The organism is Domibacillus sp. 8LH (genome assembly GCF_038806185.1).
Taxonomy (GTDB): domain Bacteria; phylum Bacillota; class Bacilli; order Bacillales; family Domibacillaceae; genus Domibacillus; species Domibacillus indicus_A.
The window spans coordinates 15997-35522 of the sequence record NZ_JAVJNG010000028.1 but is presented as its reverse complement, the minus strand read 5'-3'; the positions used below and the strand labels follow the sequence as shown (position 1 = coordinate 35522).

General features: G+C 39.2%; 18 protein-coding genes. 12 read left to right on the top strand and 6 right to left on the bottom strand.

Translation table 11 applies throughout. The features are described from left to right. Window positions 1-45 precede the first annotated feature (45 nt). Complete coding sequence (locus RG959_RS20650; protein ID WP_342798743.1) at window positions 46-297, bottom strand: spore germination protein; 252 nt, start codon at window positions 295-297, stop codon at window positions 46-48. Beyond that, a complete protein-coding gene (locus RG959_RS20645) occupies window positions 182-439 on the bottom strand; it encodes a hypothetical protein (protein ID WP_342798745.1) in 258 nt (85 codons plus the stop codon). The genes RG959_RS20650 and RG959_RS20645 overlap by 116 nt, the downstream gene beginning before the upstream one ends. A 537-nt stretch (window positions 440-976) precedes the next feature. Between RG959_RS20645 and RG959_RS20640 the strand changes: the two genes are divergently transcribed. Both RG959_RS20640 and RG959_RS20635 read left to right on the top strand, forming a co-directional pair. After that, a complete protein-coding gene (locus RG959_RS20640) occupies window positions 977-1327 on the top strand; it encodes a hypothetical protein (protein ID WP_342798730.1) in 351 nt (116 codons plus the stop codon). 657 nt (window positions 1328-1984) lie between these two features. After that, window positions 1985-3313 (top strand): short-chain fatty acid transporter, encoded by a 1329-nt coding sequence (locus RG959_RS20635; RefSeq protein WP_342798729.1) that lies wholly within the window; start codon window positions 1985-1987, stop codon window positions 3311-3313. A 243-nt stretch (window positions 3314-3556) separates the two neighbouring features. Here the strand turns inward: RG959_RS20635 and RG959_RS20630 are convergent, their stop codons facing one another. Beyond that, window positions 3557-4117, bottom strand: coding sequence for a GNAT family N-acetyltransferase (locus RG959_RS20630; protein ID WP_342798727.1), 561 nt, complete (start codon window positions 4115-4117; stop codon window positions 3557-3559). 449 nt (window positions 4118-4566) lie between these two features. Between RG959_RS20630 and RG959_RS20625 the strand changes: the two genes are divergently transcribed. Both RG959_RS20625 and RG959_RS20620 read left to right on the top strand, forming a co-directional pair. Next, window positions 4567-5595, top strand: a complete 1029-nt coding sequence (locus RG959_RS20625) for a glycoside hydrolase family 88/105 protein (protein WP_342798726.1) — start codon at window positions 4567-4569, stop codon at window positions 5593-5595. A 283-nt stretch (window positions 5596-5878) separates the two neighbouring features. Further along, on the top strand, window positions 5879-7237 hold the full coding sequence (locus RG959_RS20620; protein WP_342798725.1) for an RNA-guided endonuclease TnpB family protein: 1359 nt from the start codon (window positions 5879-5881) through the stop codon (window positions 7235-7237). 272 nt (window positions 7238-7509) lie between these two features. Here RG959_RS20620 and RG959_RS20615 read toward each other — a convergent pair whose 3' ends face one another. Beyond that, window positions 7510-7704, bottom strand: a complete 195-nt coding sequence (locus tag RG959_RS20615; protein ID WP_251274624.1) for an alpha/beta-type small acid-soluble spore protein — start codon at window positions 7702-7704, stop codon at window positions 7510-7512. A gap of 186 nt (window positions 7705-7890) precedes the next feature. Here RG959_RS20615 and RG959_RS20610 point away from each other — a divergent pair, with 186 nt between their 5' ends. The 5 genes from RG959_RS20610 to RG959_RS25225 all read left to right on the top strand — a co-directional run bounded on the left by RG959_RS20610 (window position 7891) and on the right by RG959_RS25225 (window position 12013). Beyond that, window positions 7891-8367: a barstar family protein gene (locus RG959_RS20610; protein WP_342798724.1), complete on the top strand. Its 477-nt coding sequence runs from the start codon at window positions 7891-7893 to the stop codon at window positions 8365-8367. A gap of 363 nt (window positions 8368-8730) precedes the next feature. Next, window positions 8731-9042, top strand: a complete 312-nt coding sequence (locus RG959_RS20605) for a hypothetical protein (protein WP_251274622.1) — start codon at window positions 8731-8733, stop codon at window positions 9040-9042. A 710-nt stretch (window positions 9043-9752) separates the two neighbouring features. After that, a complete protein-coding gene (locus RG959_RS20600; RefSeq protein WP_342798723.1) occupies window positions 9753-11180 on the top strand; it encodes an N-acetylmuramoyl-L-alanine amidase in 1428 nt (475 codons plus the stop codon). 409 nt (window positions 11181-11589) lie between these two features. Then, window positions 11590-11724, top strand: coding sequence for a hypothetical protein (locus tag RG959_RS20595; protein WP_342798722.1), 135 nt, complete (start codon window positions 11590-11592; stop codon window positions 11722-11724). 100 nt (window positions 11725-11824) lie between these two features. Then, window positions 11825-12013, top strand: a complete 189-nt coding sequence (locus RG959_RS25225) for an IS3 family transposase (RefSeq protein ID WP_369335193.1) — start codon at window positions 11825-11827, stop codon at window positions 12011-12013. A gap of 182 nt (window positions 12014-12195) precedes the next feature. On the opposite strand, the gene RG959_RS20590 is transcribed toward RG959_RS25225, so the two are convergent. Then, a complete protein-coding gene (locus RG959_RS20590; RefSeq protein WP_342798721.1) occupies window positions 12196-12573 on the bottom strand; it encodes a hypothetical protein in 378 nt (125 codons plus the stop codon). Between the two features lie 691 nt (window positions 12574-13264). Here RG959_RS20590 and RG959_RS20585 point away from each other — a divergent pair. The 3 genes from RG959_RS20585 to RG959_RS20575 all read left to right on the top strand — a co-directional run bounded on the left by RG959_RS20585 (window position 13265) and on the right by RG959_RS20575 (window position 17630). Further along, window positions 13265-13684: a hypothetical protein gene (locus RG959_RS20585; protein WP_342798720.1), complete on the top strand. Its 420-nt coding sequence runs from the start codon at window positions 13265-13267 to the stop codon at window positions 13682-13684. 641 nt (window positions 13685-14325) lie between these two features. Further along, a complete protein-coding gene (locus tag RG959_RS20580; RefSeq protein WP_342798719.1) occupies window positions 14326-14931 on the top strand; it encodes an RsfA family transcriptional regulator in 606 nt (201 codons plus the stop codon). 434 nt (window positions 14932-15365) lie between these two features. Continuing rightward, entirely contained in the window at window positions 15366-17630 is a 2265-nt protein-coding gene (locus RG959_RS20575; protein ID WP_342798718.1) for a glycoside hydrolase family 3 C-terminal domain-containing protein, read from the top strand. 363 nt (window positions 17631-17993) lie between these two features. On the opposite strand, the gene RG959_RS20570 is transcribed toward RG959_RS20575, so the two are convergent. After that, a complete protein-coding gene (locus RG959_RS20570) occupies window positions 17994-19325 on the bottom strand; it encodes an ATP-binding protein (protein WP_342798717.1) in 1332 nt (443 codons plus the stop codon). Window positions 19326-19526 lie beyond the last annotated feature (201 nt).

Genomic DNA, 19526 nt, shown 5'->3' with positions numbered 1-19526 from the left:
CATAAATGGGAACCGCAGAAGGCAGATCGCTTATTTCCTTTCCATTTATGGAATGAAATAAGATGAAATAGTCGTTAAGATAACCACAATGACGGCAAAGTTTGATACAAGGCCAGCGCCGACAATGCCAATTGTCTGCCCAATCGGCGCCGGCAGCCGAATCCCTGTTTCTCGGATAAGCTCAATAGTCAACTTCATAAAGAGTAATTCTATAAGCGATGGATAAGGAACTTGTTCTACTGAACCTTTGATCTGAAAAACCAAGTCCTTCAGCACGATTTCCGAATAAAAACTGATAACCAAAATATAAAAAGCGAGCAGCAAAATCGCAAAGAAAAAGGAAAATAAGCGGATCAGTCATTGCTATGATTGTTGCTGCGTTTCGGGATGCTAACTTTCCGAATACAGCGCCTTTACCTTTTCGCCAAAATGGCATCATCTATTGCTCTTTTTTCAATAGGATGAGGAAAACACGGTGTTTTATGCATAGAAAAGAACCAGCCTATACCGGTTGTTCACGAATAATAAAGGTATCTAAAAAATAATAAAGTCATTTAAAATACAAAAAGTTGTTTGAAAAGATGGTGTGAAACTGGATTTAATACCGTCTTTTTACGTTTCTCGATATAATAAAATCAAGAATACATGTTAGCTGCTGGAACCTGCTGATAAAGCAGATTCACCAATTGGTAGGTGAGGGAGTAGTTGGCCGGCAGATTAAGTACCGTATATCCAAGCTTTGCCCATTTCAATTGAATAGTCAGGTGTTAACCTCTGTGTATAAATCCCTTCCATGTAACTGAAAGTATTATCAGTCCCCGGCACAATAAAGTACCAGCCTCTTAAACCTTTGCGTATAAGTATTGCTTCCGGAATAGAAAGAGAAGAAAAGCGCTAGTACACCGCTTCTTTGGTCTTTTTGAAGAAACTCGGTAAAACTAAAAATTATATTTAATTAAAAGGGTGGTAAAAGGTAATGGTGGAATGCTGCTGTGAACAAAATAGCACGGACAAGTTAAAAATTGAAGGTGACATGGCTGGCGACCCTATCTGGTGCAGTCGTTGTGGTTGTAATCTGGATTTAGATGAAATATCGCTTTCAGCTGAGTTAAAAGAAGAGCTGTCTGAGTGGATGGTTAATTACGGCAGCTGGATTGATTGGGACACTGATAAGTTAGTTCCAAATGGAATTGCGCTTGAGGCTGAACATAATAAACAGGGGATGAAATTGGCTGAGAAAGCAAAGAAAGAGCTTACGGGAAAATATAAAATCAAGTTTTCACCTTCAACATCAGCAAGGATGTATGCTGGTTTCGACCGCAGATAGCGGAACAAGTATTTCACTTTAATCGAGACAACGATGATCTATTTGCAGAAGAGCATGGGGCGGGAACAGCATGTGGTTCACTAATGGAAAGACAATGCGCTTGGGCGCTAGATATAGAAGAAACTCGGTTAAAGTGGTCTCATTTTGATAAAGGTATTTGAAAAAAATTACGCTTACAGTATTGGAACGGACAGCCTGTATGCCAGATCCATGTAGTAGGCAGTATCCAATACATGAACAAATGGATGTATTTACGCCCCTTGAACTAGATAAAAGGCGCCATATTCTTGATAACACAAGCAGCGGATTAAGCTGGATCATTTATATGCTTTGTATGAGATGTTCATCGCTTACCAACAGACTTTCATCTGTCTTTCTTATTTGATTTATTTTAGAATCACGAGTGGTATTCATTTTAAAACAAGTGTTTATTCTCAAATGGAATAAAATTTATTCTTTTTATGAATTTCACTTATATGGATTTAAAATGTAAAATCTTTAGTAAGAGAAAGGCTAAGGAGGGAGATATATACGACTTTTAGAAAACGCTTTCAAAAATGTATTCAGTGAATTACTCTGCTAACTCACGATGGTGTTTGACTTATCAAAGAAAGTACTTTTGATTTTAAGTCTGCAAAACGGCAGGAGGACGATTATATGAAAATGATGATATCCATTTCAAACAGGCTGATGCAGAAATATATGCCTGACCCGTATGTACTTGTTATTGTGCTTACATTTTTTGTGATGGGGCTCGCCGTCTTTTTAACAGACAGCACACCGGTTCAAATTGTGGGCTACTGGGGAGATGGGTTTTGGAGTTTGTTAACCTTTTCCATGCAAATGATTTTTATTGTGGTAACCGGTCATGTAATGGCGAGCAGCCCCTTTTTCAAAAAATTATTAGGTAACTTAGCTGGTACACCAAATTCACCCGGGCAGGCGATTATTCTTGTTACTCTTGTTGCACTGATTGCCTGCTGGATTAATTGGGGATTTGGCTTAATCATCGGCGCATTGTTAGCGCGAGAAATCGCAAAAAAAGTAGATGGCGTGGACTATCGGCTGCTGGTGGCCAGTGCTTACAGTGGATTTATTATTTGGAGCGGCGGGCTTTCGTCATCCGTTGCTTTAACCATTGCTACTCCTGGGCATTTCACCGAAAATCTTATCGGCGTTGTTCCAACTAGTGAAACGCTTTTTTCACCTTTCAACTTAACTATTGTCATTGGACTTATCATTTTAGTGCCTCTTATCAATCGGTTTATGATGCCTCCTAAAGATCAGGTATTTATTATTGACCGCGATTTATTAAATGACCCGAATGATATGCTGGCTGCGGTAACTCAGCATAATATGGATATGACACCTGCTGACCGTTTGGAAAACAGCAAGGCATTGTCATTGCTTACTGGTTTATTGGGTCTTGCTTTTTTAGGATATTACATTACTGCTAACGGGTTTTCCATTAACCTTGACATTATTAACTTTCTTTTCCTCTTCATTGGTATCATTTTACACAAAACACCGAGACTGTTTTTAGAAGCTGTAGCTAAATCTGTTAAAAGTGCGACGGGAATTATTATACAATTTCCATTTTACGCAGGATTAATGGGTATTGTAACCGCTTCCGGTCTGGCGGGTATATTATCCGATTCCTTTATCGCGATTTCAAATGAACATACCTTTCACATGCTGACATTATGGAGTGCAGGCCTTGTTAACTTTTTTGTTCCTTCAGGCGGGGGACAATGGGCTGTTCAAGCGCCTGTTATGCTAGAGGCAGCAAAAAGCATGGGCGTATCGTTACCTAAAACAGCAATGGCTGTCGCATGGGGAGATGCGTGGACAAACATGATTCAGCCGTTTTATGCACTGCCTGCCCTGGCCATTGCCGGTTTGAAAGCAAAAGATATTATGGGCTACGGCTTAATCATCATGCTGGTCACAGGCGTTTTTATTTCTTCGGTCTTTTATTTTTTATAAAAAAGGACGTTCCATTCGTTTTGATCTCAATATGACATATTGAGATCTTTTTAGTTTTAACAAGATATTATATCGCGATCTTTTGTTCTACAAACAAATATGGAAAAAGAAAGTCAGTTTATCTCGTTCCTCACCGGACAGGACAAAAAAGGGATAGTGCCCTCTGCTTAGGGACTGTCCCTTTTTATTTATAAACTTATTAAACTCCCTTAGTTAAAACGATTTAGCTAGGAGAAGCCACCCTTAATCTTCGTCCTTTCCAACGCCACGGAACGACAGCCGGTGAAAGGTATTGATAAACAGAAACAATTCTTCTCCCGTTACCTTCCTCGAATCAGCAGTGAGGGGAAGGTACATAGCCTGGTAGGTTTCCGGCACCCAGATGTAGTGGTGGACATACTCTGTGAGAAGAAAGCCGCATGACTGCCAAAAGTGGATACGTCTTCTGTTATCTAGTATTTCCTCTGACTCAGCCTCAATAATTAATTTCTGATACCCCTCATGATCCGCTTTGTGTCGCAGGTAATCAACAAAGTGTTTGCCAAGTCCATGGCCTCGCTCTTTTTCAGATACAGCCAAATAGTCGATGATCATCACCCGGTCAGATACGAGCTTCCCTGTGAGAGCCATAACAACCGCTCCCGACTCGTTGTATGCCACATGAAGCTCGGCAATTCCTTGTGCAAACATATTTTTGACGATCTTAACCGGCTTGGCTCCCTTATCTCCAAATGCCTCCATATAAAGGGGGCTCGCGTCCTGCCAAAGTTCATCATCCCAAGTGTCAACAGTTTTAATCTTCATAAAGATTTCTCCCACCTAATTTGTTGTTCCTATTATATCCATGCAGTACCATGTCTCATCTATATCATAGACAATTAATTTAGACTATTTTTAAATAAATGACTCTGTTAAACACCAGTGTTTGTTTTCTATGTGCAAACATAAGAAAACCGAGGCTTGTATGATATCTCTTTTTTTTGCGTTATTGATTTTCTGCCATAATTTACAATATTAAGCAGAACTAAAGCCAGAGAGTACAAACATTCTTTAAAAAAGCGAAAAGAGATCCGAAAATGTTGAAATGTGTGCATTTAACAGTGTTCTTTGTTCAATTTATCTACATGCAAGAAAATCTTATATAAAGAAAAAAAGATATATTTTACAATGATGGCATACGAAAGGAGGGTACCGGGTGAAACCTGTAGGTCATGCATCGAATTATTTATTTTTATCATTTAGGAGAGTGAAAGATGTCTAAGCTTGTTTTTGATGAAAATGAAGTAAAGGCTAAAATAGATAAAGTTGTTGAAAGGACCATGAAGATGGATTACGGGTGGGACTGGCCTGCCGGGGTAGCCTTTTTCGGTATTGCTGAAGCATATGAAGCCACCGGGGAGGAGCAATATTTACACTTTCTTAAGAACTGGATAGACAAGGAACTGGAAGACGGTCTGCCATTATTATCTGTAAATGCTTGTGCCATTGGTCACACGCTTCTTACTTTATATAAGGCTTCAGAAGAAGAAAACTATTTGAACTATGCCATTCAAATGGCAGATTTTTTATTAAATGATGCAGACAGGTTTGCAGACGGTATTTTACAGCATACCGTTAACGGAGGAAAGGATATATTTCCCGAGCAAGCATGGGCAGATACGATGTTTATGGCGGGATATTTTCTTTTGCGAATTGGCCATATGTTAGATCGAAATGATTATTTTGAATTTGGCTTGAAACAATATCACGGACACGAACAATTTCTACAGGATGAAACAACAAATTTATATTATCATGGATGGGATCATGTTGCTCAAAACCATATGTCCGGCATTTTTTGGGCAAGAGGAAATAGCTGGGCAGCCTACACGATGGCAAGAGCATTGGAGTTAATCAAAGTACAGCATCCATCTTATATGATTATTGCTGATTCTCTTCGTGATCAGTTGAGTGCTTTAGTTCGTTTGCAATCTCCAACTGGACTTTGGCATACGATTCTAACAGATGTCGATTCCTATCAAGAGACATCTGGATCTGCTGGAATTGCTGCTGCCTTGTTGTCTAGAGGCAAATTGTATAATGAATATATCCAGATGTCGATTGAAGGAATTCTTAGTCAAATCAAAGAAGATGGATCGGTAGCAAGTGTCTCTGCAGGGACGGCTGTAATGGATGATGCAGAAGGGTACAAACAGGTTCCGTATAAAAGAGTTCAAGGCTGGGGACAGGGACTAACATTAGCCTTTTTGTCAGCACTGTTAAAACAAAAGACAAAGAATTAATGCTGTTAAACAACTAAAGGAACGAAATTTGATGACAAAAAAGCTAATTGAACAAAAATTAGCGCCGCATTCCCCTTCAAAATCTCCGATTTAGTGGGGATTAGGCGCTAAGGTCTTAATTCTTCGCCTATTTTTTATTCTTCTATATATTTTTTCATTGGACTCATTACCGTTTCTTACTTATCATCACTCATACTTATTCTCTTTTCGTTTTACAATTGATTTCCATTTTGATACGATTAACCTATTATAAGGACTAAAAAATGGAAAGGAGGGTTTGGTGATGAAAGTTGCGAAGTCGCTGCTGCACAAAATTACAAACCAGACGGAAATCTTCAATGCTACGCTGGATCTTTACAATGACGCTCTGTCCTTCATCATCGGGGTTATCGACAAAGAGTTTGATCATACCGACGGCCTGACAACCAAATCGATTGTACCGGCAGTAGAAAAACTGATTCACGCAACCAAATCAAACCCTCTTCCAAAATACAAAGAATTTAACGAACGTTTTTACAAGTTTCCTTCCTATTTCCGCAGAAGTGCCATTGCTTCTGCTTTTGGCAAAGTAAGGAGCTTCCGCTCTAACTATCAAAACTGGGAAGAAGAGCAGAAGTATGCTGTTTCCGAAGGGAAAAAGTTTAAAAAACAGCCTCCGCGGCTGCAGGCGGAACATAAAGAATTTCCTGTTTTTTATCGCGGAAACATGTTCAATAGAACATCTGATACGACTGCACAAATTAAGGTATTCCACCAGAATGACTGGGTATGGGCAGATATCGAATTTAAAGAGCAGGACCACTACAAACGCGGTGTTTGGGAGTGGAAAGAGAACAATCCTAAGCTGATTAAGCGGGGAAAGAAATTCTTTCTTTCCATCAGCTATGAAAGTAAAATTACTTTAACAAAAACACCTATTCAAGAGCAAAAAGTGTGTGCGGTAGACCTTGGACTGACGAACTCTGCGGTTTGTTCAGTTATCGATGCAACAGGCACTGTCTTAGGCCGGACATTTATTGACCAGCCTAAAGAAAAAGACCGGCTGCAGACGTTAACGAACAAACTGCGGAAAGCCCAGCGGGCAAGCGGCCATATTCAGGCGCCTAATTTTTGGCGGCAGATCAATGGGTATCAGCAGCATATTATCCGCCATACTAGCCATGAAATTGTCAAATTTGCAACAAAGCATGGCTGTGACGTCATCGTATTCGAATACCTGGGCAGAATGAAAATCCCAAAGGGGTTTTATGGAGCCAGGAAACTTCGTTTCAAGCTTCACGGGTGGCGGAAAATAGGCATCCAGAATAAAGTGGAAGAAATGGCACATTACCTCGGAATGCGCATTTCCAGGATCAACCCGCGAAACACCAGCGCCCTGGCATTCGACGGTTCTGGAAAAGTGGAACGGAACCCAAAAAAAGACCTTGCTGTATTTTCAACCGGCAAAGTCTATCATGCGGATTTATCTGCTTCTTATAATATTGGAGCCTGCTACTTCATTCGGGCTTTTCAAAAATCCATTTCGGAAACGAAATGGTTGTCCCTTCAGGCAAAAGTACCTGAGCTGGCAATAAGGACATCCCAGACCTTGTCTTCGTTCATTAGTCTCCATCATGCACTTGGGCTTCCGGAGGAAGCTTAACCAGCTGGTGTTGTATCGTATTCAGGATAAGGGATGCTCCATCAAAATCTTTGATTTAGGTGGAGAGGTTCACCAAATGTTAAAATCTTTTCTTAAAATAATTTAAATTTACATTTTTTAATCAACAGTACGGTCAAATTGGATATTCTCAAATTTTGAATACACAAACTAGACGTTCAGTCACACCAATCTCTAACAGAGCCTTAAACAAAAAGACATCCCTTCAGAACGAAGGGATGTCTTTTTTGTTGCTTTTTAGTTTTACATGTTTTCTAACGACGAGACAATTCCTGTTTCGCCATTTGTACAAGACGCTTCGTGATTTCACCGCCGACAGAACCGTTTTCACGCGCTGTTGTATCCGCACCCAGCTGAACACCAAATTCAGAAGCAATTTCGTACTTCATCTGGTCAATAGCCTGCTGGGCACCTGGAGCCAATAGTCGGTTGCGGTTTCTGCTTGACATGATCAGTCACTCCCTTATGGGTTTTTGATTTGTCTTGCCTTAACAGTATAGGTCGTTTCCGCTCCCCTCACACTGGTAATATAATCAAACAGGGAGTTTTTTTGGGAAAAAGGCTCTGTTGACCGGTACTGCTGATTGAGAAACAATTCATTTAAATAAAATCAAATTTTTGGTGGTGAGTGTGAGATGGAATTATGGAAGAACCTTATGCTAAATGGCTCTGTAAAGCTCTTCATGAGTAATAAAATTTTAGATAAGTATATAGCCGATATATCCCATGAAGGGTTCGAAATATATACTTTTGATTGTTCCAGGTGGGACTCAAAAAACTATCATCATGATTTGGCCGCTGTTCTTGATTTTCCATGTTATTACGGAGAAAATTTAGACGCTTTTAACGATTGCTTATCAGACATGGTTGAGGAAGAAACGGATTTTGTTTTAGTATTTAAAAACTATGAGCTGTTCGCAAAACAAAACTTAGAAGTGGCATTTAAATTATTAGACATTATCCAAATAAACTCTTGGAGATTTTTAATCGAAGATGTAAAACTGTTATCTTTTGTTCAATCAAACGACGCTACTATGAGTTTTCCAAACCTGGGTGCAATGTCTGCCGAATGGAACGGTGAGGAGTGGCTAGACAAAGATAGAGGGCTGTAACTAGCTTTCTAAAAAGGTTTTAATTTACTTAATCAATAGTACATGCATAAGTCAGTTTAAGAAAGAACGTCTTTCTGCTTCTTCAAAAAGGCTGATGTTAGGGAAACCGTTACATTAATTACTGAAAAGGATTTAAAGAAATTTTCAGAGCGATAGTAAGAATAGGTACAAAGAGATGTGGGGCCCGATCTCTTTGTTTTTACTTGTTTTACGAATGCAGCGTTCATGTTTTCAGGAAGCAAGAACAAAAATTAAAAGGACAGGGTGCATTACTTTCTCGAATTATATATAATATTGGAAATAGCTGTCTAAAAACAAGACATTTTTGCATTTCTCAAGTTTTTCGTGAAGGAGAGTTGAATTATGGCTAGAGTGTTAAGATCGAAAAAAGATATTGAACAATTCTCAATGGATTTTCCTCAAATTGCTTTTTACGATGATCAAGGAAACAAGCATTACTTTGTTTTTGAAGACAAGCAGCGAAATGGGCAGTGGACGCTGATGTTTAATGAATACACAAAGGCGTGGACCGTTCATGGAAAAGGTGAAACCTATTGCGATCCAGATGAACAGCTGCTGGAACCAGCAGAAATGGTTAAGTTTATCTGGAAGAACCGCAGTTCTGTTAATAAAGTTTTGCGTCAGAAAACGGAATTTAGTAGTGAAAAAGCGTAGTATATACAAAGGCATGCTCCATTGCTTTTCTTAACATGGCTATGATCTTTCTGCCGACACTATCAGAAAAGAATCATGGATCTTGAAAATGAAGAAAAAGACGGCGTGTATGTTGCCCCAGTAAAATTATCGAGAAGCCAGGACTTGAGGACAAAAAAGCTAATTGAGCAAATGAAAAAGGCTAATAATCAATAGCGTACAAAAGGTGAAACAGGACCCGAGAGCGGGTTCTGTTTTTTTGTTTTCGAATTAACAATTCATCACTATCCCTGAGTTTCCGATCAGAAAATAGAATTTTTCAGCTAGGTGAAGTTTGATAGTCCAAAACCTCTTGCATTTGAATCCCATAATTATGTTAACCAGTTTAACAAGCTATACTTTCGTGGAACACATAGGCGATAGGCTGTGTAATCCCGGTTGAATAAAAGCGATCATTCCTAAAAAACTATCTAATTTAGTGGCGATAATCCAGTTTAAACGGCCTCGAGCAAACCTTTTGAAGGGGAAATTAAGCCGCTCTTAGAGATATTTTAAGCATTAAACAAAAAACAATTTTTTATTTCGTTTTCATAACGAAAATCAAATTACTGTTACATATGTGCAATAACTATTTTAAAAAGTTTCATATAAACAAAATTAGTAAAAGGAAATAATATGAAAGATATCCATGCAAGATATTTGGATAAAACGATAAGGGGAGAGGTCTAAACGTGAAGAAAAGCATGATTTTTATTCTAGTTTTTTTATTGACTATTTCCCAATGGAGCATCAACCTGTCTGCTCAGGCAGCTGGTTTTACGGATGTACCAAGCCGCGTAAAGAAGGAAGTGAACTATTTGTCAGGTGGGGGGATTGTAAAAGGGTCATCTAAAACGTCTTTTAATCCCCATCAAGCGATAACAAGAACAGAAGCTGTTACATTAATTGGCCGTGCTCTTCAATTAAACGGTACACAAAGAAAAACAGTATTCTCCGATGTTGGAACGGGTAACTATGCTTCCGGGTTTATACAATCTAGTGTGGACAAAAAAATTATTACTAACTCTTTATCGGGGGTAAGTGCAGGCCGGTTTTATCCGAATAAGGAAGTTACGCGCGGGGAAATGGCCATTATGATCGCGAATGCATTCGGCTACTCTTATAACGGCACGACTTCCGGAGCTGCAAAAGAGCTAATGGATCGCGGCATTGCCAATGGAACTGCCAGCGGTACGTTTGGCGGAAATTTAACGATTAAACGTGCTGATTTTGCTGTTTTTTTAGCCCGTGCGATTAATCCCACGTTCCGTACAAAACAATCTGTAAGTTTTTCAAAGGTACTTTGGACAAGTGCTGATAACCTAAATATCCGCACAGGACCTTCTACATCTTTTGCTTCACAAGGAAAGGTTGCAAAAAATGTAAAAGTATCAGGTGCGCATTCGGTTGGGGACTGGATATACATTAAAACAGGTAACACAGTGGGGTTTGTCAGTGCTTCTTATTTACGAAGTACTTCTTTAGGAACTGCCTCACCTGAAAAGCCTTCTCCCAGTCCAGATTCACCCCTTTCTGGCCAAACAATTATTCTTGACCCAGGACATGGTGGTACAGATCCGGGTGCAATTGGCTTTGGACTTAGAGAAAAAGATGTTGTCCTTTCTACAGGGCTGAAAATAAACAACTTGTTAAAGAAAACACCTTTTAAGGTGAAAATGACCCGCTCTTCAGACGTCTTTGTCTCTGTGAATGCCCGGCCTGATTTTGCGATAAAAAACAAGGGGAATGTGTTTGTCAGCATTCATGCAAATGCGGCTAGCGCGAGTGCGAACGGTACAGAAACATTTTACTATGCAGCTGCTGCAAACCCGTATGTGTCAGACAGCAAATTACTGGCGTTAAAAATTCAAACAAGAATGACAGACGCCTGGAATTTAAATAACCGCGGGGTAAAGTCAGGAAATTACGGTGTTCTCCGTGAAAACAATATGCCGGCCGCGCTGGCGGAACTCGGTTTTATTACGAATAAAAGTGACAATGACAAATTGAAATCGGATTACTGGCAGACAGCGGCAGCCAAAGCGATCTATCTTGGTATTTTGGATTACTATAAAGCAAAAGGCTACGAGGTAGATTCTCTTTACAGCATCGCCAAATAAGATAAGGTACAACTGGACCTGAGAGCGGGTCCAGTTTTTTATTTTCAGGTTAACAGTTCACTGCGCTATCCCTGATTTCCAAATCACAATGTCTGGTGTATTCGTCTTTAGTATTTTTGTATACGTAAAACTTCACTTGTCGTCATATATATATTAGTATACAAAAAGGCAGAAGGAGAGAAAATCACATGAGCTGCCTTGGACAATTCGAGAGAAATAAAAGAAGAGCTTTAACGGTCCTGCCTGCCTGCCTTCCAGACAGCCTGTATGGCAACTTTAAAGACTTAGCCTTTCCATTAGTGAAGCTATGTATCTCCTGGTAAAATGCGGAATGAATACCAATCAAAAAGCAGTGAAAGAGCCTGCAGCATACATAAGTAAAGACACTAAAGAAGAGGATGTAGTTGCTATGAATACAAAACTTGTCATCAAACATACAGTGAAAATGAAGAGAAACAAAAAACGGCTCACCGTCAAACAATGGGAAGTGAATAGGGAGCTGCCGTGCCCGATTTCTGGGAGATATCCAGCTGTTCCATACTGACCGTGGCAGCGAGTTTAAAAACCAGCTAATCGATAAAAGATTAGCGGTCTTCCAGATCGGCTGCTCTTTAAGCATGAAAGACTATCTATAGGATAACATCATGGTGGAAGCCGCGTTTAAAATTATTAAAACCGAGTTTGTGAACCACAAGAACTTTGGCAGCCTAGAGCAGCTTACGCTTGAGCTTAGCGATTACGTTAATTGGTTCAACAAGCTGCGTATTCATGGAACGTTGTGCTATATGAGCCCGTATAAATATAAGCAACTGCCTCTTAAGAGGGCTGTCTGATTTAGTATTAATAATTCATGCCGGTACAAGCTGCTGAACACCTTTACTCGGTTCCAGCCGCTTTAACTACATACTAATCCCTCTGCAAGATTTTGATCGTAAAAAAGCCTGCAAACATCACCTTTAGAATAAAGGCTTTGTCTACAAGCTGAGAAGCCTCAAAGAGGATTTAATATTTGCATTTATTTAATCATTCTTGTCCAGGTATGCAGCTCGTACTGACTGACCAGTTCATCTGGAAACGTGGTATCAGATTTATCATTTGAAAAAAAGTAAATATAAACAACTTTTCCGGATTCTAGATTTTCTTCTTGCCAGACGCGACCAATTGTAGCAAAGGTGAAATTCTTAGATTCTGCTTCATGTCGAATCACTTTCTCAACTTTTTTATCAAGTTTCTCTAAAACCGTAGAAAAGTTTGACGCTCTACCTGAATCAAATGAAAATCGCTCTTTTTTGAAATGAAAATCTTGGCCATTGAACCGAGTGCTGGCTTGATTTTTAATCTCAAGTGACTTAATAATTCCCTCCATTGTTTCTGTCGGCAGATTGATTTTCACTCTTTAAACGCTCCTTTTCATTAAATAATAAGAGCCCCACCTCTGCTAACAAAAAAACTCCTTTTACTTTTCTATATGAATCTATTTTAGTTTATGCCCGTATTAATTGAAAATATTCCTAATTTGGAAAACATAGTGCAAATTTCACGTTTTTTAGTTCTATCTACACGGCCTAAAAACATAGCACGACAGATGAACTTAGTGAGATCCAAGACTGTTCCGCAGTCAGTGCAGCCCTTGTATTTAGACTGGAAGGAGGCAAACCTGTTTAGTTCTGTCTCTTTTTCTTACTCTACAATCCGAATTGTAATAGTTTTCAATTTTCACTTTTGTAAGTCAGAGTTTGAAGAGAGTAATATCCGCAAATTATCAAATATAGCTTCAAATCAAAATGAGGAACTAATGGATGCCTTGTTTGAAGAAAATAAAATATAAAGTTTAGTTTCAAATTCAACATAAATAGAATTTTGTTTTGAAACCTAAAGGAAACAGTCGCTATCCCTTTCTTCTCAAGGAATGGCGACTATTTTTTTGGATGACGAGAGGTGAAAAAAAAATATTACTTGAAATTTTAGGCGTTTAACTGATCTCATTTTGGGTAATGGGAGGAAGCAGAGAAATCCACAGATGAGGGACAAGAACCTCGTCTTTCTAAGTGAAAGAGAATTTAAAGTATTTAAGGAGACAAAGGATGAAAGAAGGGTTTTTAGCTTTCGGATTTTTTATTATTTTAGGTTTGTTGAGTGGCTGCAATCAGCAAACTATTGAAGAAATTGATACAGCTCAATTCAAGCAATTCATGGAGGATGAAGAAAGCGGGTTTGTTGCGCTTACGTATTACACAGACCAAGAAGCAGAAAACATGGCTCGTGTAACAAAGGTATTAAAGGACAATAAGAAATTTACTAAGCACTTTAGTTATGTAAAGCAAAATACAGAAAATGACCGACATTTTTTATATAACAATGGGATAGAGCAAAATACTGAAACACTTGCCTATTATAAAAAGGGTGTTTTATGGGAGGAATTCAATTTTCCTCGTGAGTGGGATTCAGAAGAAATGATGAAATTACATAAGTTTGTTAAAAAAATAAAAATGCAGGAATCTTAAAAAGAAGTTTATTTGCGCGGCAGCACTAACACCGAAAAGTTGCGCATATAGAAAAAGAATTTATTCAAGAAGAAAAGCAACGTACATGCTATTATATTGCTTTGACAAGTGAAGCCCAAGGAATTTGGGTTCCTTGGGCTCTATGCTTTGCAAATGAATCATTGTTCATAGCGGAAGACTCTTTGTCGAACTGAAGTCATCATCTTCTGTCAGTATGAGTTTACTTTTATCTCGCATTATCCAAATAGAAAGCATGGTGATGACTTGAGCCTTTCATCAGTGAAGCTATTTACCTCTTGGTAGAGCGATAAATAAAGGCTAACCAAAAAGCGGTGAAGTAACCTTTAACAATACATAAGTAAATACACCGATGTAGTTGCTGTGAATAGAAAACCTGTTATTAAACATACAGTCAAAACGAAGTTGAATACAAAGCGATTTCCACCAACTTCTCAAGGCAAGCAAGACAGCAGATTGTATCGCAGCGATGAGCATAAAGTAAATATTGGTTAACATTCACAAATACTTTGAAGTTAAACAGAATATAAATAGAATAGATAATTTTAAGTATTTTTGTATAAAAGATGGAAGAAGCGGCTATCTTGATGAAAAGGTCATCCAAATAAAAGGGGAGATAACTGATGAAAGTGCGACAAGATGCCTGGTCAGAAGAAAATGATTTGCTGCTTGCTGAGACGGTGTTACGCCATGTGCGGGAGGGGAGTACCCAACTGAAAGCGTTTGAAGAAGTAGGAGATACATTGAACAGAACAGCCGCGGCATGCGGATTCCGCTGGAATGCTGTGATCAGGCAGCAGTACGAAAAAGCATTAGGTCTTGCACGCAAACAAAGAAAACAACATCTTCGTAATGGCCAAAAGAAGGAACGGTCTTCAGGACTTCATGTTATTTCTGAAAATAATCCTGTAGACCGAGACACAATAGAAATTCCAAGCTCTAATACTCTTACGATGAGAGAGATTATTGCTTTCCTGCAAAATATAAATGCTTCTGAGGCAGATTACGAAAGCCTTCGAAGAGAACTTGAAACGGTAAAACAAGAGAAAACGGCTATAGAAACAAAATACGAAGAGCTTGAAAAAAGAGCACTCACTATGCAGCAAGACTATGAGGATTTAGTAAGGATTATGGATAGGGCCAGAAAAATGGTCGTACTTGGAGATGGAGCAGCTCAAAAGCCTTCCATGCAATTAGAGAGCAATAAAGATTTAGAAATAGCAGAGTAAAAAGCACAGCAAATCGGCTGTGCTTTTTTTTATGTTTCAAATCCTGCCATTGTATAAAGCAGGCTAGTGAAATATCCTCATTCTTTTTTAAGGCTGCCCTTCCACTTGTGAATTTTCCCATACAAAGAAAAGTATAAAGATAAAAGAACTTTCATCTTGCGTTGAATATAAACGGCCTTCCTTTAAGAAAGTTATCTGATTTCGTATTAACAATCTAAATGTCAAAACGGCGTTATTTGGTATTTTAACTATGGAAATAACATAATTATTAATCAAAAACTAGAGAGCATGAAAAAAGCTGGAGGCCCTTCCTTTTTTAAGAGGGTTTTGGACAACTAAGCTAATTTGGGTGCAGATCAGACAATAAACATGAAAACAACAGCTTGATTAAGCGTGGTCAATCTAGCTTTAGACCCTGCCAGGAGGAAGAGATAATGGACAACAAATTTAACAAGATCGTAACATCAGGTATCAATGCTATTTCACGATTGATTAAACATGTAGACGAAACTAAGACACCTGAGCGAGGCATTCCCTCGAAACTAATCGATGAAGCGTCTATTGATGAAGTAGTGAAAGCAATGACCCTGGATGAAAAGGCTCATTTGGTTATTGGTTCAGGCTACCCGGGCCCCAATGGTCTAGCAGGCGCTACGCATGCAATTCCGCGTTTAGGCATACCATCGATCATCTTTTCCGATGGTCCTGCTGGCGTCAGGATTGGAGGGTTCTTTGCTGGTGCTGCTCCAAGATATGCAACTGCGTTTCCGATTCCATCATTACTTTCAGCTACATGGGATGTGGACCAAATCACAAAGGTAGCAAAAGCCATGGGCGAGGAATCCCGGGAATATGGGGTAGATATCCTGTTAGCTCCTGGTGTTAATATTCAGCGTGACCCTCTCGGTGGAAGAAATTTTGAATATTACTCTGAGGACCCTTTCCTGGCAGGCACTATGGCTACAGCATTTATTAATGGAATTCAATCTATGGGCGTAGGTGCATGCCTTAAACACTTTGCTGCCAATAATCAGGAAACGAACCGAATAACTATGAATGCGGTTATCTCAGAACGGGCATTAAGAGAAATTTATCTTCCTGCTTTTGAAATGGCGGTCAAGCAAGCAAAGCCATGGACTGTCATGAGTGCATACAATGCAGTAAATGGCGTTTTTGCTACACAGAATCACTATCTCTTAACCCATATCTTAAGGGAACAATGGGGGTTTGACGGATTAGTGATGTCCGATTGGTGGGCTGTCAAAAATCCTTTAGAGGCTTTAAGAGCTGGCAATGATTTAATCATGCCTGGAGTATACAGAGGACCATTACCTATGCCCGAGTTAATTAAAGAGGTATACACTAAAGCCTCAGCCCCTACACCAGATTTACTTAAAACCGCTGTTCAAAACGCTGCACTTAGTGAAAGGATTCTTGACTCCTGCGTTCGTAATATTTTAAAGGTTATTGTGAAGACGCCGACGTTTAAAGGAGAATACAAGGATGTAGATTACAAACGGAAAACAAATCTTACTAAACAAACGGCTGCTAAAGGTGCCAGGATAGATCGGGAAGTGGCGGCTGAAGGAATGGTTTTGCTGAAAAATAAACACCATGCTTTGCCATTCAAAAGAGTGACTACTGTTGGGGTAGCAGGACAAAATGCAATTGTAGATCTTAATGATAACCAAGCAGGGATTATCATTGGCGGCGGCGGAAGTTCTCAAGTAAATGTTGAACCAAAAGATGTTATTTCACTTGTACAGGGTTTGAAGAATGCACGTTATGTCGTAGTCAATTCTATAAACGGGAAAAAGGTGGTAGAAGGGCTGGGTGCAGGTGATGCTGCGTATTTAGCAAAAACGACGGATATTGGTTTAGTTTCCATAGGCAGGGCCTCGACAGAAGGGGAAGATAGGCCAGAGATGGATATGAAACCGGAAGAGGTTCAGCTTATTAAAAACCTTAGCAATGCCTATCATAAAGAAGGCAAAAAGTTGGTTGTAGTATTGAATATAGGCGCCCCTATAGAAGTTGTAAGCTGGAGAAACTATGCAGATGCTATCTTATTAGCTTGGCAGCCAGGTCAAGAAGGAGGCAATGCAATTGCCGATATCCTCTCTGGAAAAGTCAATCCTTCTGGAAAACTTCCAGTAACCTTCCCGGTAAAGTACAATGATGTTCCTTCATATGGAAACTTCCCTGGCAATACCGCTATGAATACAGTTCATTATGCTGAAGGAATCTACGTTGGCTATCGTCACTACGATACAAAAGGGATAGAACCTGCATACGCATTTGGCTATGGCCAATCCTATACAAACTTTACTTATAACAATCTTAAATTAAATTCAACCAAAATGGAATTGGATAAGGATGAACCACTAACTGTATCCATAGACGTTTCGAACACAGGAAATACACTAGGAAAAGAAGTGGTTCAGCTTTATATTCACGATGAACGTTCATCACTCGAAAGACCTTATAAGGAACTAAAAGGTTATGAAAAGATTTCATTAAAGCCGGGTGAAACCAAAACTGTAACATTTACATTAGACAAGAGGGCTCTTTCCGTATACGATGAAGCGTCGAAAACCTGGAATGTTGAGGAAGGCCTGTTTAAGGTTCTCATAGGAAGTTCTTCACACCATATTAAACAAAAAGGCCAGTTTCGGGCTGTAGGTGCTGCTTTAAAATAAAGTTTGCTTGAACCGGGGCCAATTTATTAACGGTTAGTGGAGTACCCAAAGTTAAATACTTTGCTTTTATTAGTGACAACGAAATTGGAGGATAACAAGCTTTATTGGGGAGGGTACTGAGCCCACTGAAAAAAGTATAGGATTAGTTTGAGAAAGTGGAGGAAGCAGGGCAATATACACAACAGTTTTTTTACTCAAGAAAACCATTTCATCAATAAGCGGAGATATAGGGATGATAAAATGGTCAGGCCCAACTCAATATCCTAATGATTATTACCCTGTCTCTTTTAATTGTTTATGGTTCTTTGAGCATTTCCTATGTGAGAAAATAAAAAAGAGCAGCTTAAAATAGCAAGCCACTCTTTACTCCTGGTGCTGAACAAGGGGAGAGAACAGTTTATCTGATGCCTCCATTGGAGATTGGACAGCCTGCTCTACTGCCGGGAAAAAGATTGTAAAGCGAGTGCCTTTCCCAACTTCGCTGTCTACTTTAATCCTTCCACCCATGGCTTTCACAATGCTGTAGACTACCATCGTGCCAAGACCGGTTCCAATGTCTTTCGTCGTGAAGAAGGGATTTCCTAAACGGTCAAGCTGCTCGTTATTCATTCCGATCCCTGTGTCTGTTATAGTGACAATGGCATTACTTGCAATACGACACAGATCAATTCGTAACTTCCCTCCGCCAGGCATCGCTTCAATTCCATTTTTCATTACATTTATAAGGCACTGGTGTAGTTTTTTGTCTTCACCGGCAATATAAATATCCGTTGTTAGGTTCATTTCAATTTTTACACTGTTCATAGCAGCATAAGAATCCACGAAATTTCGCATATGGATGATTTCCTGATGCAGATCCAATATCTTTACGTCTTCTAATGAAGGCTTTGCAAAGGTAAGATACTCTGTGATCGTAGCTTCTGCTTTATCCAGTGCTTCCAATGCCGTTTCAGCATATCTATTTTTCTCCTCATCCGAAAGGCCAGGCTCACGCAATAGCTGAACAAATCCCTTTGTAACCGTCAACGGGTTTCTGACTTCATGAGAAATACTTGCAGCCAATTCACTGACCGTCCTGAGTTTTTCAAGCTTTAGTACTTCTCTGGAAAGCAGCGCACTTTGCCTTGTTCTTTCATTTACAATCACAAACGATACAACCCCCAGCAATTGGGTGAACAAGATCGTAAAGAAAACGATAAGGTATTCCACATCTGTTTTTTCTGAATCAAAGAAAAACATCAGTGCCATTCTGGAACCTGATCCAAATAAAGCGGCTATTGCAGCCAGTTGTACTTTTCGCCGCATATTAACTGCATTTTGGAAGAAAGGAATAATAAAAATGATTGAAATAAGCAACAGAGAATAAATCAATAAAGCCATATGAAAATGAGGGATGTCTAAATAAAAACGATATGTCAGCATCACCACTGTTAATACAACGGCAACCCTGCGCCCTCCGTATAAGGCCCCAACGATGAGGGGGATTTGACGAAAATCAGGAGTATGACCTGCAGAATTGATAATAGGGAAGCTCATACAAAAAATAATGGATACGGCAGAGACAAGCGTAACCATAATTTTACTTGTCAATGGGGTGGTTTTTCCTTCAATAAACTTGAAATAGAAAGTGAAACAAGAATACACTATGAAAATATTTAGTAATGCGTTCTGAATACCATCTGATAAGCTACTCAATTTATCAGCTCCGTTTTCATGATCGGTTCGTATAATTTTGCAACTTTTACATTAGCTGACCGGACTGCATAAAAGGGGAAAATTTTTCTCTTTTTAGAGCTTTTATTTTCCATAAAATCAAGTTATGCAAGATAGGTATTTCTTTTTATTGTGCTATAAAATAAGGCCGCATTCTATACAATTTGATCGACAAATACCGAC